The organism is Tabrizicola sp. YIM 78059 (assembly GCF_004959785.1).
In the GTDB taxonomy this organism is placed as follows: domain Bacteria; phylum Pseudomonadota; class Alphaproteobacteria; order Rhodobacterales; family Rhodobacteraceae; genus Tabrizicola; species Tabrizicola caldifontis.
The window spans coordinates 1-23,150 of record NZ_SJZH01000007.1 but is presented as its reverse complement, the minus strand read 5'-3'; the positions used below and the strand labels follow the sequence as shown (position 1 = coordinate 23,150).

Annotated in this window: 23 protein-coding genes; 11 read left to right on the top strand and 12 right to left on the bottom strand. The window is 64.7% G+C overall.

Annotation, left to right across the window (positions count from 1 at the left end):
- The first annotated feature begins 101 nt into the window (after positions 1 to 101).
- Positions 102 to 1,928, top strand: a complete 1,827-nt coding sequence (locus EZM81_RS10805) for a M3 family oligoendopeptidase (protein WP_136645719.1) — start codon at positions 102 to 104, stop codon at positions 1,926 to 1,928.
- Here the strand turns inward: EZM81_RS10805 and EZM81_RS10800 are convergent.
- From EZM81_RS10800 to EZM81_RS10765, 8 genes are all read right to left on the bottom strand, one after another.
- The gene (locus EZM81_RS10800) at positions 1,925 to 2,359 is read right to left on the bottom strand and encodes a host attachment protein (protein ID WP_135450290.1); all 435 of its coding nucleotides are present in this window, start codon (positions 2,357 to 2,359) and stop codon (positions 1,925 to 1,927) included. The two genes, EZM81_RS10805 and EZM81_RS10800, sit on opposite strands and share 4 nt — an antisense overlap.
- 114 nt (positions 2,360 to 2,473) lie before the next feature.
- Positions 2,474 to 3,313: a B12-binding domain-containing protein gene (locus EZM81_RS10795; RefSeq protein ID WP_136645718.1), complete on the bottom strand. Its 840-nt coding sequence runs from the start codon at positions 3,311 to 3,313 to the stop codon at positions 2,474 to 2,476.
- 213 nt (positions 3,314 to 3,526) lie between these two features.
- On the bottom strand, positions 3,527 to 4,510 hold the full coding sequence (locus EZM81_RS10790; RefSeq protein WP_136645717.1) for a Gfo/Idh/MocA family protein: 984 nt from the start codon (positions 4,508 to 4,510) through the stop codon (positions 3,527 to 3,529).
- 48 nt (positions 4,511 to 4,558) lie between these two features.
- Positions 4,559 to 5,179: a class I SAM-dependent methyltransferase gene (locus tag EZM81_RS10785; protein ID WP_136645716.1), complete on the bottom strand. Its 621-nt coding sequence runs from the start codon at positions 5,177 to 5,179 to the stop codon at positions 4,559 to 4,561.
- A 74-nt stretch (positions 5,180 to 5,253) separates the two neighbouring features.
- Entirely contained in the window at positions 5,254 to 6,009 is a 756-nt protein-coding gene (pssA, locus tag EZM81_RS10780; RefSeq protein WP_136645715.1) for a CDP-diacylglycerol--serine O-phosphatidyltransferase, read from the bottom strand.
- Positions 6,010 to 6,012: 3 nt separating this feature from the next.
- Positions 6,013 to 6,705 carry a phosphatidylserine decarboxylase gene (locus EZM81_RS10775; RefSeq protein ID WP_135450295.1) on the bottom strand — a complete coding sequence of 231 codons (693 nt, stop codon included), beginning with the start codon at positions 6,703 to 6,705 and terminating at the stop codon, positions 6,013 to 6,015.
- A gap of 85 nt (positions 6,706 to 6,790) precedes the next feature.
- The gene (rpoH, locus tag EZM81_RS10770) at positions 6,791 to 7,687 is read right to left on the bottom strand and encodes an RNA polymerase sigma factor RpoH (RefSeq protein ID WP_135450296.1); all 897 of its coding nucleotides are present in this window, start codon (positions 7,685 to 7,687) and stop codon (positions 6,791 to 6,793) included.
- A gap of 340 nt (positions 7,688 to 8,027) precedes the next feature.
- Positions 8,028 to 9,062 carry an RluA family pseudouridine synthase gene (locus EZM81_RS10765; protein WP_136645714.1) on the bottom strand — a complete coding sequence of 345 codons (1,035 nt, stop codon included), beginning with the start codon at positions 9,060 to 9,062 and terminating at the stop codon, positions 8,028 to 8,030.
- Between EZM81_RS10765 and EZM81_RS10760 the strand changes: the two genes are divergently transcribed.
- The 10 genes from EZM81_RS10760 (at position 9,061) to EZM81_RS10715 (ending at position 18,916) form a co-directional block, all read left to right on the top strand.
- Positions 9,061 to 9,375 carry a DUF6476 family protein gene (locus tag EZM81_RS10760; RefSeq protein ID WP_135450298.1) on the top strand — a complete coding sequence of 105 codons (315 nt, stop codon included), beginning with the start codon at positions 9,061 to 9,063 and terminating at the stop codon, positions 9,373 to 9,375. The two genes, EZM81_RS10765 and EZM81_RS10760, sit on opposite strands and share 2 nt — an antisense overlap.
- Positions 9,376 to 9,606: 231 nt before the next feature.
- A complete protein-coding gene (locus EZM81_RS10755) occupies positions 9,607 to 11,043 on the top strand; it encodes an amidase (RefSeq protein ID WP_136645713.1) in 1,437 nt (478 codons plus the stop codon).
- Between the two features lie 76 nt (positions 11,044 to 11,119).
- Positions 11,120 to 12,181 carry an ABC transporter ATP-binding protein gene (locus EZM81_RS10750; protein ID WP_136645712.1) on the top strand — a complete coding sequence of 354 codons (1,062 nt, stop codon included), beginning with the start codon at positions 11,120 to 11,122 and terminating at the stop codon, positions 12,179 to 12,181.
- Position 12,182: 1 nt separating this feature from the next.
- Positions 12,183 to 13,097, top strand: a complete 915-nt coding sequence (locus EZM81_RS10745) for an ABC transporter permease (RefSeq protein WP_136645711.1) — start codon at positions 12,183 to 12,185, stop codon at positions 13,095 to 13,097.
- Positions 13,090 to 13,893, top strand: coding sequence for an ABC transporter permease (locus EZM81_RS10740; protein ID WP_135450302.1), 804 nt, complete (start codon positions 13,090 to 13,092; stop codon positions 13,891 to 13,893). Before EZM81_RS10745 ends, EZM81_RS10740 begins: the two co-directional genes overlap by 8 nt.
- A gap of 18 nt (positions 13,894 to 13,911) precedes the next feature.
- Entirely contained in the window at positions 13,912 to 14,940 is a 1,029-nt protein-coding gene (locus EZM81_RS10735; protein ID WP_135450303.1) for an extracellular solute-binding protein, read from the top strand.
- Positions 14,941 to 15,004: 64 nt separating this feature from the next.
- The gene (locus EZM81_RS10730; protein WP_371685740.1) at positions 15,005 to 16,483 is read left to right on the top strand and encodes an amidase; all 1,479 of its coding nucleotides are present in this window, start codon (positions 15,005 to 15,007) and stop codon (positions 16,481 to 16,483) included.
- A gap of 21 nt (positions 16,484 to 16,504) precedes the next feature.
- Positions 16,505 to 17,440 carry a Gfo/Idh/MocA family protein gene (locus EZM81_RS10725; protein ID WP_136645709.1) on the top strand — a complete coding sequence of 312 codons (936 nt, stop codon included), beginning with the start codon at positions 16,505 to 16,507 and terminating at the stop codon, positions 17,438 to 17,440.
- Positions 17,437 to 18,132 (top strand): acylneuraminate cytidylyltransferase family protein, encoded by a 696-nt coding sequence (locus EZM81_RS10720; protein ID WP_135450306.1) that lies wholly within the window; start codon positions 17,437 to 17,439, stop codon positions 18,130 to 18,132. Before EZM81_RS10725 ends, EZM81_RS10720 begins: the two co-directional genes overlap by 4 nt.
- Positions 18,125 to 18,916: an SDR family NAD(P)-dependent oxidoreductase gene (locus EZM81_RS10715; protein WP_135450307.1), complete on the top strand. Its 792-nt coding sequence runs from the start codon at positions 18,125 to 18,127 to the stop codon at positions 18,914 to 18,916. The genes EZM81_RS10720 and EZM81_RS10715 overlap by 8 nt, the downstream gene beginning before the upstream one ends.
- Here the strand turns inward: EZM81_RS10715 and EZM81_RS10710 are convergent.
- The 4 genes from EZM81_RS10710 to EZM81_RS10695 all read right to left on the bottom strand — a co-directional run bounded on the left by EZM81_RS10710 (position 18,903) and on the right by EZM81_RS10695 (position 22,974).
- Entirely contained in the window at positions 18,903 to 20,219 is a 1,317-nt protein-coding gene (locus EZM81_RS10710; RefSeq protein ID WP_136645708.1) for a 3-deoxy-D-manno-octulosonic acid transferase, read from the bottom strand. The two genes, EZM81_RS10715 and EZM81_RS10710, sit on opposite strands and share 14 nt — an antisense overlap.
- Positions 20,216 to 21,469 carry a 3-deoxy-D-manno-octulosonic acid transferase gene (locus EZM81_RS10705; RefSeq protein WP_248298197.1) on the bottom strand — a complete coding sequence of 418 codons (1,254 nt, stop codon included), beginning with the start codon at positions 21,467 to 21,469 and terminating at the stop codon, positions 20,216 to 20,218. Before EZM81_RS10705 ends, EZM81_RS10710 begins: the two co-directional genes overlap by 4 nt.
- Entirely contained in the window at positions 21,462 to 22,577 is a 1,116-nt protein-coding gene (gene neuC / locus EZM81_RS10700) for a UDP-N-acetylglucosamine 2-epimerase (RefSeq protein ID WP_136645706.1), read from the bottom strand. Before neuC ends, EZM81_RS10705 begins: the two co-directional genes overlap by 8 nt.
- An 85-nt stretch (positions 22,578 to 22,662) precedes the next feature.
- On the bottom strand, positions 22,663 to 22,974 hold the full coding sequence (locus tag EZM81_RS10695) for a hypothetical protein (protein ID WP_136645705.1): 312 nt from the start codon (positions 22,972 to 22,974) through the stop codon (positions 22,663 to 22,665).
- Positions 22,975 to 23,150 lie beyond the last annotated feature (176 nt).

Here is a 23,150-nt window from a genome sequence, read left to right as displayed (position 1 = left end):
AGACGAAGCGGCAGGCTGTGCTGTTCCCGGCAGAGCCCTCGGGGTTGCACATCCCGGCCCTAGGCCCCTAGATGAACCGCAATCGTCACCGGAGGTCTGCCATGTCCCTGCCCCTGCCCCTGCCCGTCTTCGATGCCAATACCAGCGGTGGGGGATTTGGCGATCTGCCGGAATGGGATCTGACCGATCTCTATTCATCCCCCGATGCGCCGGAATTCGCCGCCGACATGGCGGAACTGGAACGGGCTTGTGCAGCCTTTGCAGCGACTTATGAGGGCAAGCTCGGCCGGCTGGATGCGGCCGGGCTTCTGGCCTGCGTGCGCGAATACGAACGCATCGACGTGATCGCCGGGCGGCTGATGTCCTATGCCGGACTGCGCTATTATCAGAACACCATCGACCCCGAACGCGCCCAGTTCATGGGCAATGCGCAGGACCGGGTGACCAATGCCACCACGCCGTTGGTCTTCTTCAGCCTCGAGTTCAACCGACTGGACGACGACCACCTGGCCCGCCTTCTGGCGCAAAACGCGGACCTTGCCCGCTACAAGCCGGTCTTCGACCGGATGCGCGCGATGCGGCCGCACCAGCTGTCGGACGAGCTGGAACGCTTCCTGCACGACGAAAGCGTGGTGGGCGCCAGCGCCTGGAACAAGCTGTTCGACGAAACCATGGCGGGGCTGATGTTCGCCGTCGAGGGCGAGCCCGAAGAGCTGAACCTGGAAGCCACCCTGAACCTGCTGACCGACCCGGCGCGTTCCCGGCGCGAGGCAGCGGCCCATGCGCTGGCCGAGGTGTTCCGGAGGAACATCAAACTCTTTACCCGCATCCACAACACGCTGGCCAAGGAAAAGGAAATCCACGACCGCTGGCGCAAGATGCCCACGCCGCAACATGCCCGCCACCTGTCGAACCATGTCGAGCCCGAGGTGGTCGAGGCCCTGCGCAACGCTGTAGTCGCGGCCTATCCGAAGTTGTCGCACCGCTACTACCGGCTGAAGGCGAAATGGCTGGGGCTTGAGAAGCTGCAGGTCTGGGACCGCAACGCGCCCCTGCCGATCGAGACCCCGAAGACGGTGGACTGGGCCACCGCGCGCAAGACCGTGACCGAGGCCTATGCAGCCTTCGATCCCCGCATGGCGGACTTGGCAAAGCCGTTCTTTGAAAAGGGCTGGATCGATGCAGGCGTAAAGCCCGGCAAGGCACCGGGGGCCTTCGCGCACCCGACCGTCACCACCGTCCATCCCTATGTGATGCTGAACTATCTGGGCAAGCCGCGCGACGTGATGACCCTGGCGCATGAACTGGGCCACGGCGTGCATCAGGTGCTGGCCGCCGGTCAGGGCGAGCTTCTGGCCTCGACCCCGCTTACTCTGGCCGAAACGGCATCGGTGTTCGGCGAGATGCTGACCTTCCGGCGGCTTCTGGATCAGGCCAGAACCCCGGCCGAGAAGAAGACGCTTCTGGCTGGCAAGGTCGAGGACATGATCAACACCGTCGTCCGGCAGATCGCCTTCTATGACTTCGAATGCAAACTTCATGCCGCGCGAGCGCAGGGCGAACTGACACCGGACGACATCAACGCCCTTTGGATGAGCGTTCAGGCCCAGTCGCTGGGCGACGCCTTCGAATTCATGGACGGATACGAGACGTTCTGGTCCTATATCCCCCACTTCGTCCATTCGCCGTTCTACGTCTATGCCTATGCCTTCGGCGACGGGCTGGTGAACGCGCTTTATGCCGCCTATGCCGGCGGCCTGCCGGATTTCCAGGAAAAATATTTTGCCATGCTGAAGGCAGGCGGGTCGAAGCACCACAAGGAATTGCTGGCGCCCTTCGGACTGGACGCCAGCGACCCGACCTTCTGGGACAAGGGCCTGTCGATGATCGCGGGGTTCATCGACGAACTCGAGGCGATGGAGGCCTAGACCCCCGGCAGATCGGCAAGATGGCCGGGCAGGTCATGGACCGGCGTCTTGACCAGATCCTTCGGCAGCTCGGACACGACCTTGCCGGCCAAGGCCTTGGGCATCAGGTCGCGCAAGACACCCAGCATCTTCGGGCCGGCGACCAGGACGATGCCGTCGTCATTGCCGTTGGCCCATTCGGCTTCAAGCGCGCTGATGGCATGACGGGCGAAGCGGCGGCGTTCTTCCTCCTCGTTCGCGCCGCGCTCCTTTGTGCCGAACGACACGCCGGTGGCATGGCTGCGATACGGTTCCGAGCCAAAGGGGTTCTCGACATCGGGAAATTCATCGGCGCGGCGATGGGCAAGTTCGGTGAAAGCCCCACGACTGCCCCGCAGAAGGCGGAAATCCTGATCCGCGGCCAGAAGATACAGGGTCTGTCGGGCTTTCATGCTTTCCTCCTGCTAGAAGACGGGGCGGTTCGCTGCCCCTGACCATTGTTACCTTGCCCGGCCGACAGGGCAACCGCGCTGATGCAGATCAAACCATTCCGGCCCGAAGACCTGTCACCGGACAAGCCCGTTCAGATAGTCCAGATGCCCGGCCAGCAGCGCCGCCCCTTCTTCGATGTCCCTGGCCCCGGCATCTGCGTCAACCGCATTTGCGACTTCGGGATCATCGGCAACGATCGTGCCGCCCAGAATGATCCAGACCTGCGGGCAGCGCATCCTCAGCGCCACGATCAGCCGCGCGGCGGGCAGGATCCTGCTTTGCATCGACACCGAAAGTCCCACCATGCTGGGTTTGAGAGAGGCGATCTCTTCCACCAGTTCTTCGTGTTCCAGCCCCACGCGCAGGGCGATATCCCACCCCTTTCGTCGCAGGGTATCGGCGGCAATCGTCACCCCCAAGCCATGCACTTCGCCCGGAACCGTGGCAAACACGGCCTCGGCCCCGCGCAGGGCACGAAGGCTTTCGGAAATGAAGACAGCACGCAACTCGCGCAGGATCGAATAGACCCGCCCTGCTGCTATGATCACCTGGGCTGCCGTTGCCTCGTCTCTTTCCCAACGGTCGCCAAACTGGCGCACGGCCCCGGCGATATAAAGGTGATACAGTGTATCGGTCGGCATCCCCCCAAGCCGGGCCTGAAGCACCAGATCTGCTGCCGCCGTCTCGTCGCGGGACAACAGGGCGTCGCACAGCAGGTCGATCTCGGAACGAAGCGACAGGTTCGTCCGCCGCTCGATGTGCATGCCGGCGCGCGAGACCCGCAGAATCACCTCGCGCGCCAGAATGCGCAGCGCCGCCACCGGCAACTGTTGTCCGCGACGTTCCAGATAGTCCCTTGCGCGCAGGATCGGCGGAGCCAACGGACCGGGAAATACTGCGTGATCTTCGGACATTGGCAGACTTTCCGGCAGAAGAGACCATGGCGAACTAAGCGCGGCAACGGCCACCAGCAAAGGACGACTGGCGAAACACCGGGACGAGTCGCCCGAGACGAGGCAGCGCCAAACCTCGGTCCGACCATATCACAGCAGCGTGAAAGTCGAGCAGTTTTCGCAAAACCGGGTCGAAAAGGTTTACACCTTGCCTTCGGCCCGACGGCGGCCGGTTCAGATATCCACGGCCACGTCGTAGACCCGATCCATCATCGCCTGGGTGCCGCGCACGAATTCCAGCGGGCAGGGATAGGCGGCACCTTCGCGCACCGTCCGACAGAAGGCCTCGACCTGCAGCTTGTAGTGGTTTGCCGTCGGAAAGCGTTCGACGATCACCCGGTTCCCGTTCTGATGCAGCTCTATCTCGGCCAGATCGTTGACATTGGCGTTGAAGGGGCCGCCTTCCAACCTGATCATCCCCTTCGTTCCCTGGAAGGTTGCGACCTGACGGTTGTACATGCGCATCGACGTCATCGAGCCATAGGTGAAACGACCCCGCGGCCCCTCCATCACCGCCGCCACCTGGGCAAACACGTCCACCCCGTTCTCGCGCCGGACCCGGGCCGACAGGTCCACGGGTTCCGCCCCGGTCACGAACCGGGTGCAGCCGAAGGTATAGACACCGATGTCGCGCAGGCTGCCGCCACCGGTTTCGGGACGGTTGCGAATGTTGCCGGCCTCGGTCAGGTTGAAGCTGAAGGCCACATCGGCATGAACCAGTTCGCCGATCTCGCCGGCCTCGAACCATTCCTTTGCGCGCTGCCACTGTGGATGGTGGACGATCATGTAGGCCTCGGCCGCCAGAAGTCCGGTCCGGTCGCGCGCGGCGATGATCTGGTCAATCTCGCGCGCCTTCAGCGCGATTGGCTTTTCCGTAAGCACATGCTTGCCGGCGGCCAGGGTCTTCAACGTCCATTCCACATGCATGTGGTTCGGCAGCGGAATGTAGACCGCGTCGATGGACGGATCGGCCAGTAGCGCCTCGTAGCTGTCATGCACGGCAAGGGTCGGGCAGAACGCGCGGAAGCCTTCGGCCTTGGCCGGGTCCGATGTGGCAAGCGCGGCAAGCTCTGCGCCCTCGGCGGCATGAATCGCCGGCGCCATGTGTTCCCGCGCAAAGCGGGCCGCACCCAGAACACCCCATCTGACCGGTTGCATGACCTGACCCTCCGCTGACATGTCAGAGGCAATAGGTCAGATTCGGCGTCATGCTGCAAGCCGTCGAAAGCGCAGGAAGGTCATCAGGCCGAAGGGGCGGACCTGGCGCTGTTCCTCCAGCTTCAGTCCGGCGTGGCCAAGAACCCGGTCGATGGGAAAGTCGGAATGCCAGCCCAGAAGGTTCGCAAGCGGCGCTGCCAGCCGTTCGGCAAGGCGCCAGCCCTCGGCCCGGCCCGCGAAATGGTTCGCAATCAGGACCGAGCCGCCTGGCCGGCAAAGACGCACCATCTCGTCCAGCACGCGCTCGGGCTCGGGCACGACAGACATGATGTGCATCGCGGCGACATGGTCGAAAGACGCCTCCGGCAGGTCTATGGCTCGGGCGTCCATCTGGTAAAGCCCAGCAACATTGCGCAGGCCCAGCGTCCGCGCGCGCCGCTCGGCCGCGCGCAGCATTTCGGACGACAAGTCGATGCCTGTGACCTGCACCTTAGGGCTGTAATAGGACAGGGCGAGGCCGGTGCCGATGCCGACCTCGAGCACCGCGCCGCCTTGCGCATTCACATGCTGCGCGGCCAGCAGGCGCCCGCCTTGGGTGATTCGTCCGAAAGCCAGGTCATAGACCGGTGCCCAGCGACGGTAGGTCCTCTGGATGGCCTCTACCTGCATGCGTCTGTTCCCCTTGGACGTTCAACCCAAGAATGCGCAGCCCGGCAGGTTATGCAAGAGGAAACGGCCCCTCGTCAGGCAGTGGGCGCCTTCGGCACGCGCAATCCTCGCAGGAAAAGATAAAGGATCCCCGAAAGATATACCAATGTCATTGCCGTCAGTGTGACCCAGGGATAGGTCAGCACCGCCGCGACCAGCACCACGGCCCCGACCAGGGCATAGCGGGCATAATCCGCAGCGATCGTGATGCGCTTCAGCGAGGGTGTGCGCACACGGCTGATCATCAGGGCACCGACGGTCATCATCCAGATCGCCGTCATCGCCGGCGGCAACTGAAGCGCGCCTTCGGTCGCGCGGGTCAGGTAAATCGGCAGAAGCACCAGCATGGCCCCGGCGGGCGAGGGCACACCGATGAAGCTGGTTTTCTCGGCGGCCTCGCCTGCCGCACGGCTGCCGACGTTGAAGCGGGCAAGCCGCAGCATGCAGCAGACGGCATAGACCAGGACCGCGATCCAGCCGAAGCTGCTTTCCGGGCGCAGTCCCCACAAATACAGGACCAGCGCCGGGGCGACCCCGAAATTCACCAGATCACACAACGAATCCAGCTCGGCCCCGATTGCGCTTTCCGATTTCAGCATTCGCGCAAGCCGGCCATCCAGACCATCCAGCGCCGCAGCCACCCCGATCAGCAGCACCGCCATCGACACATTGCCGCCGATCGCATAACGGATCGCCGTCAGCCCGGCGCACAACGCGAGGATCGAGACGAAATTCGGCAGCAGCTTCAGCAGAAGCATGTTGCGCGGCGCTTCGCGGGGCTGGCTGGCCATGGCCTATTCGATCCGAGCGGCGCGGGCGGGGACATCCTGCCCGATGAAGGCGATCACCGTTTCGCCTGCTACCATGGTCTGGCCCAGCGCCACCTGCGGGGTCACCCCTTCGGGCAGATAAACATCCAGCCGGCTGCCGAAGCGGATCAGACCGAAACGCTCTCCCGTGCGCAGCATCTCGCCCGGCTGGACCCAGCAGAGGATGCGCCGCGCAACAAGGCCGGCGATCTGCACCACCGCAATCCTGCGGCCATCGGCCATCTCGATCGCCAGCGCGTTGCGTTCATTTTCCTCCGAGGCCTTGTCAAGCGAGGCGTTGAAGAATTTGCCCGGCCGGTAGGCGACGGCCGTGACCTTGCCGGCGATGGGCGCGCGGTTCACATGGCAGTTGAATACCGACATGAATACCGAAATGCGCACAAGCGGTTCCGGCCCCATGCCCAGCTCCGCCGGCGGCACGGCGCGTTCGATCAGGCTGACCACCCCATCGGCAGGGCTGACCAGCAGACCGGCGTTCTCTGGAACCGCGCGGCGTGGGTCGCGGAAGAAGTAATAGCACCAGACGGTCAATCCGACCCCCAGCCAGCCCAGGGGTTCCCAGATTAGGAACAGCACCAAGGTCGCTGCCGCGAATGCGGGGACGAATTTCCACCCCTCGGGGTGCATCGGCTTGAGGAAGGTATCGGTCATCTTCATGCCGCGCGGTCTAGCGTCCTGCGGCGCGCAGGGCAAACGAAAAGGCCGTGACCCGCGGCCACGGCCCTTTCCGTTCGGCACGGGCTTACGCCGGGACGGCCATGCCCTTGCCCTTGGCCAGTTCGCGCATCTTCGCCTGAAGCTTCTCGAAGGCGCGCACCTCGATCTGGCGGATGCGTTCGCGGCTGACGCCGTAGCTTTCCGACAGTTCCTCCAACGTCACAGGCTCTTCCGACAGACGACGGCGCGTCAGCACATCCTTTTCGCGGTCGTTCAACACGCTCATCGCCTGCGCAAGCAGTTCGCGGCGGGCGTCGAGTTCATCCTTTTCGGCGTAGGCCTCGGCCTGGTCGCTGTCCTCGTCCTCCAGCCAGTCCTGCCACTGGGTCGAGCTGTCGCCGTCCGAGCCGACCGTTGCGTTCAGGCTGGCGTCCGAGCCCGAGAGCCGGCGGTTCATGTCGATGACCTCTTCCTCGGAAACCGACAGGTCATGCGCGATCTGCTTGACGTTCTCGGGACGCAGATCGCCTTCCTCCAGCGCGCCGACCTTGGCCTTGGCCTTGCGAAGGTTGAAGAACAGCTTCTTCTGGGCACTTGTCGTGCCAAGCTTCACCAGAGACCAGGACCGCAGAATGTATTCCTGGATCGAGGCGCGGATCCACCACATCGCATAGGTCGCAAGGCGGAACCCCTTTTCGGGATCGAACCGCTTGACCGCCTGCATCAGACCGACGTTCGCCTCGCTGATGACCTCGGCCTGCGGCAGGCCATAACCGCGATAGCCCATGGCGATCTTGGCAGCCAGACGCAGGTGGCTGGTCACCAGCTTGTGCGCGGCCTCCGGGTCCTGATGATCGACCCAGCGCTTGGCCAGCATGTATTCCTCTTCCGGCTCCAGCAGCGGGAACTTGCGGATTTCCTGCAGATAGCGGTTCAGCCCCTGTTCGGGACTGGGTGCAGGAAGGTTGGTGTAGGTGCTCATGTCGTGCCCCCTCTGTTCGCCCGGTGCGACTGCGCCCCCGGGCGGACGGTCGAACCTAAGTATTGCGGCATCCGATCGCAAGCAGTGTAGCCCGGATCGGCCGATTTTGAACCGAGATGTTCATTTGACACCCTTATGTGAAGCTTTGTGACATTCCTTTCACGGGAATGTCAGGCTTGTTGCAGGGCGCGGCATACGTCGCACTGACTGACGTGCCGCGTAAGCACTGAACGGGGGCCTGCAGGGTCTCCGGCACTGGTGGCCCCATGGCGGGCAGTACCATGGGGCGACAACAGGGCCTCTCGTGGCAGGCGGCAAGGAGGCAAACGTTCCGCCGGGGCTAGGCCCCGCGCAGGGCGGCGATCAGATCTGCCATGTCGGCAGGCAGGGGCGCGGCAAATTCCAGACGTTCCCCGGTCACCGGGTGGTCGAATCCCAGCGTCGCGGCATGCAAGGCCTGGCGGGGAAATGCGTTGGCGATCTCTGCCCCTGGCGCCGTGCCGGCCAGCCTGCGCCGCCCGCCATAGGTCTGATCGCCGATCAGCCCATGGCCCGCATAGGCCATGTGGACGCGGATCTGATGCGTCCTTCCCGTCTCCAGCCAGCATTCGACCAGCGCCGCCTGCATGCCGAAGGGCTCTGCCACCCGCAGGCGCGTCACGGCGTGGCGGCCTTCCTCCCATACAACGGCCTGGCGCTGCCGGTCGGTGCGGTGCCGGGCAAGATTCGTCGCAATGCGGATCACGCCACCTGTTTCCATCGTGACCCCGCGCAACCCGCGCAGCCGCGGGTCAGAGGCCATGGGAACCCCATGCACGACGGCCAGATAGCGGCGGGTGACGGTGTGTTCCTCGAACTGGCGGGCCAGGCCGTGATGCGCACGGTCGGACTTGGCGACGACCAGAAGGCCCGATGTATCCTTGTCGATCCGGTGCACGATGCCCGGCCGCCGCTCCCCCCCGACACCCGAAAGCGTGTCACCGCAATGATGCAGAAGCGCGTTCACCAGCGTGCCCGACGGGGTGCCCGGCGCGGGGTGGACGACCATGCCGACAGGCTTGTCGATGACGATCAGATCGGCATCCTCCCAGATGACAGCCAAGGGAATCGGCTCGGGCTGGATCTCGACCGGAAGGGCCGGATCAAGGCGGATGATGTAGACCTCGCCTGGTGCCACCTTGGCCTTCAGGTCGGTGACAGGCTGCCCGTCGCGGCTGACGGCGCCTTCCGCGATCATCCGGGCAAGGCGCGAACGGGAAAGCGCCGCTTCCTCTGGCACGGCGGCAGCAAGGGCCTTATCAAGACGGGCGGGGGCGCCGTCGCCGATGGTGACGGAAAGGCTGCCGGTGTCCTCGTCATCAAAAGGCTCGCCCATGTCTGATTCCACAGATGCCCCCGATCCGGCCCTGCCGCCCAGCCTGCGGCTATTGAAGTGGCTGGTCGTCGCGCTGACACTGACGATGATCGGCGGCGTCATAACCGTCGTGGCGCTGCTTGTCACCCGGATGCCGCAGGCGTTTTCGGCCGTTGGTCCGCACCTGCCGGAGGGTATCGTCCTGCCCGAGGGGGCCGAGGCGCAGGCGGTGACCTTCGGCGAGGGCTGGATTGCGGTGGTGACCGCGGATCAGCGCATCCTGATCTTCGGGCAGGACGGGCGGTTGAAGCAGGAAGTGGCGCTGAGCGACTGAGGAGCACCCGGAAGCGGGACGATTGCCATGCCGTCCAGCTGGCGCGGCAGGGATCCGGCGCTGCCCTTGCGCGATCAACATCCCGACAGGGTGCCGCAATGCTGCCTGCAAGCCGGGATGATTTCGCGGCAAGCAAGCCTTGGGTGGCGGAAACACGCCTTCGGGTGGCGGGGATGGGCATGACCCCAGGGGTTTGCGACGGCAGGGTTGGGCGACTGGATGGAGGACAGGATGATCGGCGATCTGGGTGCGACGGATGCGACAGAACTGGCGGGGCTGGTGGCAAGGGGCGAGGTAACGCCAGAAGAACTTCTCGATGCGGCGCTGGCCGCAGTCGAGGCGCGGAACCCCGCGATCAACGCGGTAGTGCTGATACAGGAAGATGTCGCGCGGAGATCCATTGCCGAAGGCTTGCCGCCGGGGCCGTTCCGGGGGGTTCCGTTCCTGATCAAGGATCTGGGCGTCGAGGCAAGGGACTTTCCGTCCCACAACGGCAGTCGCCTGCTGGCCAACACGCGCTATCCGGGGGATTCCAGCATCTTCACACGGATGAAGGCGACGGGGGTGGTGACCTTCGGCCGCACCACCAGCCCGGAAGGCGGGATCGGCGCCGCAACCGAGGCCGCCGTTTACGGCGGGCCGACGCGCAACCCCTGGAACCTTGACCGCACGCCCGGCGGATCATCTGGCGGAGCTGGGGCGGCGGTTGCTGCGGGAATCGTGGCCTTTGCGCACGGCTCGGACGGCGGGGGATCGGTGCGGATTCCCGCTTCATCCTGCGGGCTGTTCGGGTTCAAGCCCACGCGCGCCCGGCTGCCGGACGGGCCCTATGCGGGCGAAGGATGGGCGGGAATGGCGATCGACGGGTTTCTCACGCGCTCGGTCCGGGATACGGCGGTGATGCTGGACGCCTGCGAGGGCGCGGACCTGGGCGCACCCTACTGGGCTCCGCCGCTCGACCGCGGACATGCGGCGGCGATCAGCCGCCCGCCCCGGCGGCTGCGGATCGGAATCTGCGACACGACCTTTACGGGAGAGCCGATTCATCCCGAGGTGGCCGATGCCGTCCGCGCGACGGGACGTCTGCTGGAGGCGCTGGGGCATCATGTCGAACCCGCCCGTCCTCAGGCCGACGTGCCGGGCATGATGCGCGCCTGGACCGATATCGTCGCCGTAGGCACAGCACTGGGGATCCGCAGCGCCCTTAAGGGGCGTCCGCTGACCCCGGATCTCGTCGAAGGCGTCGGGCGCGGGGCCGTCGCCCATGCCGAGACGCTGCACCCGACCCGCTATCTGGAGGCAGTGGGCCAGATTCACGCCTTCGGACGCGAGATGGCGCGTTTCTTCGATCGGGGCCCCGACATTCTTCTGTCTGCCACCCTGGCCGAACCGCCGGCAAGGGTGGGCCGGTTCAACCACGCGACCGAGGATTACGTCGCCTATCGCACAGGGCCGGAAGGGATTTTTGCCTATTCCCCCTTCTGTGCCGTCTTCAACGCCAGCGGCCAGCCCGCCGCCAGCCTGCCCCTTGCATGGTCGTCGGATGGCCTGCCGATCGGCATTCATCTGGCCGCCGCATTCGGGCAGGATGAAACCCTCATCGCATTGTGCGCAGACGTTGAGCGCGCCACGCCTTGGGCGGAAAAACGTGCGCCGATGGCAGCATGAGGGGAAGGAATCGCTTGTCACCGGCGGCTTGCCCCGCCCAATATGATCAAAACATGACCTTGGGGAGGGTCCGGGATTGACCGAGGCAGTTACGATCTCTGCCCGCAATGTGGTGAAGGCTTTCGGCCAGGGTGCGAATGTCGTCCGTGCGCTGGACGATGTGTCGGTCGATATCCGGCGCGGAGAGTTCTTCACCCTGCTTGGCCCTTCGGGTTGCGGCAAGACCACGCTGTTGCGGCTTATTGCGGGGTTCGAGATGCCGACCGAAGGCACGATCCTGCTCGACGGGGCCGACATCACCACCCTGCCCCCGAACAAGCGACCGGTGAACACGGTATTCCAGAGCTATGCGCTGTTTCCGCACCTGACGGTGGCGCAGAACGTGGCCTTCGGACTTGAGATGCTGGGCCGACCGACGGCTGAGGTCAAGGCACGCACGTCCGAGATGCTGGCTCTGGTGAAGCTCGAGGCCATGGCGGGGCGCAAGACCAGTCAGCTGTCGGGCGGCCAGCAGCAACGGGTGGCGCTGGCGCGTGCTCTTGCGCCGCAGCCCAAGGTGCTGCTTCTGGACGAACCCCTGTCGGCCCTTGACCTGAAGCTGCGCAAGGAAATGCAGGTCGAACTGAAGCGCCTGCAACTTGAGACCGGCATCACCTTCATCTTCGTGACCCACGATCAGGAAGAAGCCTTGACCATGTCCGATCGCATCGCGGTGATGAGCGCCGGCAAGATCCAGCAGGTCGGGACGGCAAAGGACATCTACATCCATCCGAAGAACCGCTTCGTCGCCAGTTTCATCGGCGAGACGAATTTCCTGCACGGCCAGGCCGAGGCGGGGGCACTGCGGCTGGGCACGGGCGAGCGGATCGAGGTGCCCGGACTGTCTGCCGGCGGCACGGTGACAGTCAGCGTCCGCCCCGAACAGGTTCGGCTGGTGCTGCCCACCGACGGGCTGAAGGCGACGGTCGGCAACCTGGTCTATTTTGGCACCGACACGCATTGCCACCTGCATCTTGCCGACGGCACCGAAGTTGTCGCACGGTTGCAGAGCCCGGCCTCTGGTGATGCGGGGCTGACCCCGGGCCAGGTGGTCGGAATCCGCTTTGCCGAGGGCGCGGTGCAGCGGGTGGAGGACTGAGATGAGCCCCGCCGAAGAGAATGCGATCCGCCAATCCGCCCGCAACGGCTGGCTGCTTTCGGCACCGGCGCTGATCGTCCTGTTCCTGGCGGCCTCGGGCCCGCTGCTGATCGTGGTCTGGTATTCCTTCCTGACCGCGAACGATACGGGCGGGGTGATCCACAAGTTCTCGACCGACGGCTGGGTAGGGATCCTGTTCAGCTACGACATCTTCGAGGAAAAGTGGGTGCTGGCCGATGCGCACCTGACCATCTTCTGGCGCTCTGTCTGGCTGTCCCTGGCCACGACGGCGCTGACCTTCGCCATCGGCTTTCCCACGGCATGGTTCATCGCAACCCGGCCCGCGAAGGAACGTGCGCTGTGGCTGTTCCTGATCACGATCCCGTTCTGGACGAACCTGCTGATCCGGACCTTCGCGATCAACGAGGTTATCCGCAACGAGGGCATCCTGAACACGGCCCTGATCTGGGCCGGGCTCATCGAGACGCCCCTGCGCATCAACTATACCGAGACAGCGGTGCTGATCGGTATGACATATGTCTATCTGCCTCTGATGGTGCTGCCGCTCTACGCCACCATAGAACGGTTCGACATGCGACTGCTTGAGGCAGCCTACGACCTTTATGCCAGCCGCTGGCGCACCCTGCGGCGGGTGATCCTGCCCATCGTCAAGCCGGGGATCATCGCCGGCTCGATCCTTGTCTTCGTGCCATCGCTGGGCGCCTATGTCACGCCGCGCATCCTGGGGGGCGGCAAGAACATGATGATCGGCAACTTCATCGAACTTCAGTTCCTGCAAGGGCGGAATTGGCCGCTGGGTGCGGCGCTGTCGGTGACGCTGCTGGTGATCGTGATGGCGGCGCTGCTGGTATACGTTCGCGTCGCCAGCCGCGACCGGGGGACGGGCCATGGCTGAGAAGGGCTTTCAGATCAACCGTCTGCCCGGCTTTGCCACCATTGCCGTGGCAGCCTTCGTGCTGCTTTACCTGCCGATCGTCACGCTGGTGGTCTATTCCTTCAACGCCTCGAACTCGGTCGCGGTCTGGGGCGGCTTCTCGCTGCACTGGTATGCGGACGCATGGGCGAACCAGGCAGTCAAGGACGCTACGGTGCGATCGCTGGTGATCGGTGTCTCGGCAGCCTTCCTGTCCACGGTCCTTGCCACGCTGGCGGCACTGGGAACAACGCGGCGCAGGGCCTTCCGGGGCCAGACCTTCATCTATGTGATCATCAACCAGCCTCTCATGGTGCCCGAAGTGGTGACCGCGGTCGCGCTGATGATCTTCTTTGGTATCATCAAGGTGGCGACGGGCTATCAGGGCCTGGGCTACCTGATCGCGGCACATACCGCTTTCTGCATTCCCTTCGCCTATCTGCCCATCCGGGCGCGGTTGGAAAGCATGGACCTGACGCTGGAAACCGCAGCCGCCGACCTTTACGCAACGCCCTGGCAGACGTTCCGGCGCGTGACGCTGCCAAACCTTGCCCCGGGCATAACGGCAGGGGCGATGCTGGCCTTCGTGATCAGCCTTGATGACGTGGTGATCACCGAATTCGTCAAATCCGGCGGACAGGACACGCTGCCAACCTATATGCTGGGCCAGCTGCGCCGGGCCTTCACGCCCGAAGTCAATGCGATCTCGACCATGCTTCTGGCGGTGACGGTGGTTCTGCTGACTGCCTTCTTCCTGCTGACACGCAAGAAAGACTGACCAACTGGGAGACCAAGAATGAAACAGCTTCTATCCGCAACCGCGATGCTGCTGGCCTCGGCCACACTGGCCGCAGCCGAGGGGCAATTGCAGCTTTACAACTGGGGCAATTACACCAGCCCCGAGTTGCTGGCCAAGTTCGAGAAGGAGACGGGGATCAAGGTCACCGTCACTGACTATGACAGCAACGACGTGGCCCTTGCCAAGGTCGAGGCCGGCGGGTCGGGGTTCGACCTTGTGGTGCCCTCGGCAAATTATGTGCCGATCTGGATCGAGAAGGGCCTGATCCAGGAACTGGACCTGACAAGGCTGCCCAACCACAAGAACATTGCGCCCGAATGGCAGAACGTCGATTGGGATCCGGGCCGCAAGTTCACCATTCCATGGCAGTGGGGTTCCACCGGGATTGCGGTGAACACCAAGGTCTATTCGGGCGACATCAACACCTCGGCCGTCTTCTTGGACGTGCCGCCGGAACTGGTCGGCAAGATCAACGTCGTGCCAGAGATGAACGATATCGTTGCGCTGGCAACGATGTATGTGGGTGGCAAGCCCTGCAGCGAAGACCCCGAAATCATGAAGAAGGCCCGCGACGCGCTGCTGGCCGCCAAGCCCAACTGGATCAGCATGGATTACGGCGCGACCGAGCGTCTGTCGAACGGCGACTGGGCTGCATCGGTCAACTGGAACGGATCGACCATGCGGGTCAGGATCAATACCAATGGCGACGTGCAGTATGGCTACCCCCGTGAAGGCTATCCGCTGTTCATGGATTCGGTTGCGCTGCTGTCGGATGCCAAGAACGTGGATGAGGCCTACAAGTTCCTGGACTTCATCATGGTGCCGGAGAACGCTGCGCTGATCTCGAACTTCGCGCGCTACGCGAACGGGATCGCCGGCTCGGAAGAGTTCATGGACCCCGAGATGCGTGACGCCCCCGAGGTGATGATCCCGGAAGAACACAAGGCAGCGGGTGTCTTCCTGCCTACCTGCACGGGCAAGGCGCTGGAATATATCACGGCCATCTGGACTGAATTGCAGAAGTAGGCCGCCGCCTGCGCTGTGCCGGGGCCGCCTTGGCCCCGGCACGATCCTTTCGTGACGCGGCCCGCTGGCCGCAGATAGGGGCCTGCCCCGACCCGCAGCGAACAATTCGAGAAAGGCAGCCATGCTGGAATGGTCCGCCACCAGGCTTTCCGACGCGATCCACAAGCGGAAGGTCGCGCCGTCCGAGGTGATGGCAGTCTGGCTGGCGCAGGTTGAGGCGGCGAACAGAACCGTCAACGCCCTTGTATCGCTGCGCGATCCCGATGTGCTGATGGCAGAGGCCCGCGCACTGGATGACGCCATACCCGCGGGCTGGCTGCACGGCTTTCCCTTCGCGGTGAAGGATCTGGTCGCAACGGCTGGCATCCGGACGACATGGGGATCGCCGCTTTACCGCAACCATGTTCCGACACAGGACGATCTGGTTGCAGCCCGGCTGCGCGCTGCCGGGGCGGTGCTGGCAGCCAAGACGAACGTGCCGGAATGGGGACAGGGCTCGCATTCTTTCAACCCCGTGTTCGGCGTCACCCGGAACCCTTACGATCCGGCGCGCAGCGCGGGTGGATCTTCGGGCGGGGCAGCGGCGGCCCTGGCTTGCCGGATGGCCTGGGTGGCAGACGGGTCGGACATGATGGGGTCGCTCCGCAACCCCGCCGCCTTCTGCAACGTCTATGGCTTCCGTCCGACCTGGGGCCTTGTGCCGCAGGATGCCGAGGGCGACACCTATCTTGCCACGCTGGCCACCGACGGCCCCATGGCGCGGACGGTCGAGGATTTGGCGCACCTGCTTCTGGTACTTGCGGGCGAGAATCCCGAGGTTCCCTTTCCCCGCGCCGTGCCGGATGTCTTGTCGGGGCTCGACCGCGGGATGACGGGGTGCCGCATCGGCTGGCTGGCCGACTGGGGCGGCGCCTATGCGATGGAGCCGGGGATACTTGGCCTGTGCGAGGCCGCGCTTCGGCAGATGCAAGAGATGGGCGCGGTGGTCGAGCCACTGGCGCCACCCTTTCCGGCGGAAAGGCTCTGGTCCTCCTGGATCACCCTGCGCGCCATGCTGAACGCCGGGGGCAAGCGCGCCCTGGCCGAAGACCCGGCAAAGCGCGCCCTGACCAAACCCGAGACGATCTGGGAAATCGAGCAGGGCATGGGTCTGTCGGCACAGGCCGTGCATGAGGCCAGCGTGATCCGCAGCCGATGGCACGCCCAAGCGGCGCGGCTGTTCGACCGCTACGATGCGATTGTCCTGCCCTCGGCCCAGGTCTGGCCTTTCCCGGCCGAATGGCGCTGGCCGCAAGAGATCGCAGGGCGGCGGATGGACACCTATCACCGCTGGATGGAGGTCGTGGTGCCCGCCAGCCTGATCGGCCTGCCTGCCCTCTCGGTGCCGGTTGGATTCTCCGATAGCGGCCTGCCGATGGGCATGCAGATCATTGGCCGTTCCGGTGATGACGCCGGGGTGCTGGCGATCGGCCAGGCCTGGCATAGGGCTACCGAGTGGCCACAGAAGCGCCCGCCTCTGGCGGCAGGCGCGGATTCGCGCTAGGGCTTCCGAAAAGGGGGCGACATGCGCGTTCTTGTCATCGGATCCGGGTCCATCGGGCGGCGGCATCACAACAATCTTCAGGCGTTGGGGGCCAGCTCCAGGCTGCTCTCGTGGCGGGCCGAGGGGCTGGGGGGGGCGCTGGCAGCGATGACGGATGCCGAGGCGGTGGTTGTGGCGACTGCCACCGACATTCGCCTGCCGCTGATCGAGGCGGCCGCTGCGCGGGGGCTGCCGCTTTATGTCGAAAAACCGCTTGCCTTCCGGCCCGATGAGGTTGAGGCGATTGCCGAGGTCGCAGCTTCCGTCGCGGACCGCTCGATGCTGGGCTACATGCTGCGCTATCATCCGGCTGTGCGCGCGCTGGCCGAGGCCGACCTGTCCGACGTGTTCCAGTTCGCGTTGACCATAGGCCACGACGTCACGCAATGGCGACAGAACTGGCGCTTTTCCGAAAGCTACGCCGCAAGGGCCGAAGGCGGCGGTGTGCTGCTGGACCTGTGCCACGAGCTGGACCTTGCTGCCTGCCTGTTTGTGGGTCTCGAGATCACGCGGGTCGAAAGTCTGGGTCATCCCGCCTTCCCCGGGGTAGATTTCGCCAGCCGGATTTCCTTGCGTCGTCAAGGGCTTGTTGGTGACGTGTCGATGGATTACCTGACCCCGCTGCTGCACCGCCGCACGACGCTGCGCGGGACGGAAAGGATGCACGACTTCGACTTCGCCGCGCAGATCTATCAGGTGACCGAAGACACGGGCCTGCGGCAGATGGATCATCCGCTGGAACGCAACGCCATGTTCCTTGCCGCGATGCGGGATTTTCTCGCGCTGGCATCCGGGGGGGCGCCCTCGGATAATCCGCTGCTGCCGCGGCTTGATCTCTGCCTGCCATCGGCCCGCCTCGTCGCCGAAGCCTGGTCGCAGCGCACCTTCGTTGGCGAGATCACGAAGGAGATTCCATGATCCTTGGCCACATCGGCGCGCGGAAGGGCTCGAAAGGCGTGCCGCGCAAGAACTTCCGCATGATCCACGGCAAGCCGCTGATCGACTGGTCGCTGGACCAGTTGCTGCAACATCCGATGGTCGATGCCGTGGTGGTTTCGACCGATGACGAGGAAATCTACGAACACGCGGTTGCGAGGGGCTGCCTGAAGATCGGCCTGCGCCCGGCGCATCTGGCAACAGACACGGCGGGCAAATGGGGGGTCTGGCAGCACGCGCTGGCTGCGTCCGAGGCGCTGATCGGCCCGGTGGATGTGTTCCTGGATCTCGACTGCACGTCGCCACTGCGGCTGCCGGAGGACATAACGAATGCCTTGGTGCTTTACAAAAACGAACATCCAGACCTGGTTATGAGCTGCTGCGAGGCCCGAAAGAATCCATATTTCAACCTTGTCGAACCGGATGCCACCGGGGCACTGCATGTGTCGAAACCGCTGCCCGGAGGTGTGGTCGCACGGCAGCAGGCGCCGGTGGTCTATGAACATGCGGCATCGACCTATGTGGTCGATCCGGCCTATCTGAAACGGGCGAAAGGGCTGTGGGAAGGGCGCGTCATTCCCTATCTGATGCCGCCAGAACGCTGCGTCGATATCGATACGCCGCTTGATTTCCGAATTGTCGAATGCCTGATGCAGGAGGCCCGGAATGGCTGAGCAACTGAAGGGGCGCACCGTCTTCATCACCGGGTCGGGGGGGGTGCTTGGCTCTACCTATGTGAGGCGGATGCTGGCCGAGGGGGCGCGGGTCATCGCATCCGATCTTCCCGGCAAGCGCGCCGAGGCCCTGATCGAGGCACATGGGGCAAACCCTGACTTCCGCTTCTATCCGCTGGACGTGGCGAACGAGGATGAGGTGACCAGTATCTTCCAGCGCATCCTGAAGGATGGCTGGGAGCCGAACGTGGTGCTGAACAATGCAGCCATCACCGGGGAACTGTTGATGGGTGCAGGACAGCCCTTCCCCGACTTCGCCGATCTCAAGGTCAGCGACTGGGAAAAGACCCTGCGGACGAACCTGACGGGGCCTTTCATGATCGCCCGGCAGATGGACCGCGACATCGTGGGCAAATGGCCCTGTACGCTGATCAACGTGGCCAGCATGTATGCCCTGAATGGCGCGCATCACAGGATCTACGAAGGGATGCCGTTCAAGAACTTCTCGGCCTACGGGGTGACCAAGGCGGGGATTCACGGGCTGACGGTCTGGCTTGCCGGCTATTGGGCGCCGAGAGGGGCGACGGTGAACACCATCGCGCCGGGGGCCGTGTTCAACGGCCATTCCGAAGAATTCCAGCGCCGGGTGGGCGAACTGATCATGCTGGAACGGATGGCAAGGCCCGACGAGATCGCCGATGCAATGCTGTTCCTGGCCAGCGCCCAGGCCGGTTACATGACCGGACAGATGATCAACGTGGACGGCGGCTTCAGCGCCTGGTGAGCGCGCGGTCCAGGGCAGCCAGCGTACGCGCCGTCGCCCCGGCATGGGCGGCAAAGAAGCTTTCGATCGCCTCGGGCGGCGGGCCTGGCCAGCCGGTCAGGGCCTCGCTCAGGGCCTCGGGCGTTTCCACCCGCAGGCAGACACCGGCCGCGATGGCCTCGACAGCCGGGTATTCGATGGTGTGGATCTCGGGGCCAACGATCACGGGGCGCTTCAGGGCCAGCGGCTCGATGATGTTGTGCGCCCCGTAAGGGGTGAAGCCACCTCCGGTCACCACGCGGTCGGCAAGGGCGATGTAGAAATACATCTCGCCAAGGGAATCGCCCAGAAGAAGATCGGGGCCGCTGCCCGACAAGGCCCCCCCTTCCCACAAGGGGAAGGCGGGCGTCTTCGGGGCAAGTGTGGCGTCAAGGCTTTCGGACCGTCGGATTGCCGCAAGACCGCGCCTTGCGACCAGCCGGGCCACATCGTCAAACCGTTCGGGCTTCCGCGGCACATAGACCACGAAGGGCCGCGAGGGATGACCAAGGGCGGCGATGATCGCATCAAGATAAAGCTCATCTTCGCCCTCGACCGCAGAGGCGAAGGTGACGACCGGGCGCCCTTCGGCCAGCAAGGGGCGAACCCTTTCGGCCGCGCCCAGCAGATGCGCCGGGACGGGTTGGTCAAAGCGCAGCTCTCCGGTCACGGCGATGTTCGGAACACCGACCGAGGCGAAGCGCCGCGCCTGAAGGTCGGATTTCACGAAGGCCCCGGCATAGTTCTGCATCAGCTTGTGACGCAAGGTGAACCTCGCATCCCTGATCATTGATTTCGTGGGATATTGTGCGTTGCACATGAAAAGCGGGACAGCCGATTTTCGCGCGGCAAAGATCATGCGCGGCCAGATTTCGATTTCCATGACCAGCCCGGCCCGCGGCCGGAAGGCGCGGAAGAAGCCGGCATAGGCCCAGGAGGTTTCGAAGGGAACCCACACCGCGGCCATCCGCCCGGCGGCAATCTCGGCGGGGAAGGCGCGTTCTGCCTCACGCCGGCCGGCGGGGGTGAAATGCGTGGTTACGACCGTCTCGCCCCGATCCAGCAGGGCGCGGATCAGCGGAACGGCCGAGCGCATCTCGCCCAGTGACACGGCGTGGACCCAGACCGAACCGGGCAGGCGCTGGCGGTAGCGGCCGAAGCGTTCGGCAAGGTGGCGACCATAAAGTGCATCCTTTCGCCCGCGCCAGACAAGATAAAGCAGCACAACCGGCAGGCCCAGATGCCACAGAAGCGACCAGAGGCGCAGGAACACCCACAGCGTCATGCCAGGCCCGCCAGATCGAGAAGCTCTTCGGCCAGAGGCGCCAGGGCCCCCTGTGCCGCCTGCGACAGCGCCAGTGCGCGACTGGCCATCTCCGAATGGTCGGTTTTGAGGGCGGTGACAAGCGTTTCGGGCTGAACGGGCAACGCGGCCCCTGCGTGATGCAGGGTGGCAAAGTCGGCAGCGAAGTTGCCGACCCGCGGTCCGTGCAGGATGGCCGAGCCAAGCGCGGCAGGCTCCCACGGGTTATGGCCCTCGGTCGGGCCGAAGGTTCCGCCGATCAGGGTAACAGGACAGACACGATACCACAGGCCCATTTCGCCGAGAGTATCCACGACCCAGATGTCACCGGTCGGCCCCGCACCTGAACTGCGCAGAGTGGCTGCAAGACCGTGTTCGGCAGCGCGGGCGGCGATTTCCGCCCCCCGACGGGGGTCTCGGGGCGCAATCAGGACCGGCGGCATCGCTTCGGCGTCGCGCAGCGCGGACAGGACAACGAATTCGTCCTCGGGGTGGGACGAGGCAATCAGAACCGGCCGACGCCCCGCCAGCAGGTTCCGCGCCTCTGCCAGCGCCCTAGGATCGGCTGCAAGTGGCGGAGCGGCCGCTTTGAATGACCCGGTCACGCGGACATCACGCGCGCCCAGCGCGGCAAGATGGCGCGCTGTCGCTTCATCCTGTGCGGCGACAAGGCGGAACCGACCGAAAAGATCGGCGTACAGCCCCTGCCAGCGCGCGCGCCGGCCAAAGGCCGCGGCGTTCATTCGGGCGTTCACCAGGGCCAGCGGAATCTGCCGGGCAGCGGCGGCGACAACCGCACCTGGCCAGAGGTCCTGTTCGGCCCAGACCGACAGAGAGGGACGCCAGTGATCGAGGAATCGGTTCAGATAGGCCGGGGCATCCAGCGGCAGGAACTGGTGGCAGGTACGCGGCGGCAGATTGGCCGCAAACACCTCGGCCGACCCCCGGGTTGTGGAAGTGACCAGGAAGTGCGCATCCGACGCTGCGGCCAGGGCGGCGATCAGGCCTCGCAGCGCAAGGGTTTCGCCAAGCCCGACAGCATGAAGCCAGACCAGCGGCCCGTCCGGTCGGGCCCTGGTCGGCTGGCCAAGCTTTTCCTGCCACCTGTCCGGCAGTTCCTTTCCCCGGGCAAGGCGGCGCCGCAGCAGCATCGGTGCGACCAGCGGTATCCCGCGGGACGCCGCAAGATAGGCTGCCAGTGCGGGGCTTCGGACAGCCGGGGGCCTAGTCACGGAAGGCCTTCTGCAGGCTCAGCGTCCAGAACTCGGGTCGGGCCAGCGTCTTGACGAAGCGTTCGGCGGCAGTGCCCTGGCCGAAACCTGCATGCGGCTTGGCCTGCCGGCCCCAGTGGGTGCGCAGGAACTCGAGTATGGTGGCGCGGTCGTCGGCCTCGCAGGCGGTGACCGAGGGGGCTTCCGACCGGTTGGACTGGCGGGTGCCGATATCCAGCGAAGGCAGGCCGAGGAAGGGCGCCTCGCGGACCCCGGCGGAAGAGTTGCCGACCATGCAGGCGGCATTCTTCATCAACTCCGAGAAATGAGCGAAGCGCATCGAGGGCAGCAGACGGAAACGGTCCTTCGGAAGCCTTTCGAGAACGTCGAAGATCGCGGCACTGCCGGGGTCGTTGTTCGGGGCAATCACTACGAAGTGGCGGCCGCTTTCGATCAGCGCGTCAAAAAGCTGCTGTGCCTGATGTCCGATGGTGTCCTGTTCGCTGGTCACGGGATGGAAGGTGACGATGCCGTATTCGTCGAACGGGATGGCATAATGAGCGCGCACCTCGTCCAGCGTGACGCCCGAGGGGCGGGCGTGAAAGTCAAGCTCGGGTGACCCGATGACATGGATCGTCTCGTCCGGTTCCCCCAGCGCGCGGACGCGGCGGGCGGCGGTGTCAGAGGAGACGAAATGGTAGGTGCAGAGCTTGGTGTTGCAGTGGCGGAAGACCTCGTCAATGGTGCCCGAGACCTCGCCCCCCTCGACATGGGCCGAGCGGATGTAATTCGTGGCCGCCACCAGCGCACCGGCCAGCGCCTCGACCCGGTCGCCATGCAGGATGATCAGATCCGGCCGCGCCCGGTGGACGAAGGCAGAAAAGCCGGTGACCGTGCGGGCAAGGATCAGATCCTGCGGGTCGCCTTCCCGCTGGTTGATGAACTCCTCGACCCCGACACCGGCCATGCGGCGCACCTCGTTCCGGGTCAGGCCATAACGGTCCATCATGTGCATGCCAGTGACGAAGAAGGTGACCCGGTGGCCTGCATCCCGCGCAGCGGCGGCCAGCGGCTCCAGTTTGCCGAAATCGGCGCGCGTGCCGGTGAGGAAGAGGAGGTGGCGGGTCATGGAAGCCTGATGGTGCAGAACCTTCCTTGTCGATTATCCCCAAACCCGAGAGGTCGCAACCAAGGTACATTGCCGTTTCGTGCCTCTAGCGCGACGACAGGTCTCGTCCACCATGTTCGCGCCAATAGTCCACCATCCAGCTGACCGGACCATGGCCAAGGTGCGGGAAACGGTCCCAGAATAATGACTTGGGCGCAATAAGATCCGCGGGTCGGGGCTTGCCATGAAAGGCCAGAACCTTCGCGGTTGCCGGAGGCTGTTTGGGCTCAAGGAAAAGATCCAGGCCTAACGGCTGTCGAAGAGTGCGCTTGAAGCTGATGACCCAATCATCAGGCCAGAAATCAATCTCGTCCAGCATGGCTTCGGTGTAGGCCTGCTCTGTCCGGTAGGCCGCCATGATCCGCGCCTTGTCCGCACGAAAAGTCTCCGCAATTCTTGCATGTGCGCCGATGTCATAGGCGACGAGCGCGCTACATAATTCCCGCTTGGCGGCCTTGCCCGGGCGGCCCCAATTCTTACCCCCATCGATCCCGATGTAGGGTCAGGACCCATTGATTTTGTGTCTGCGACGTG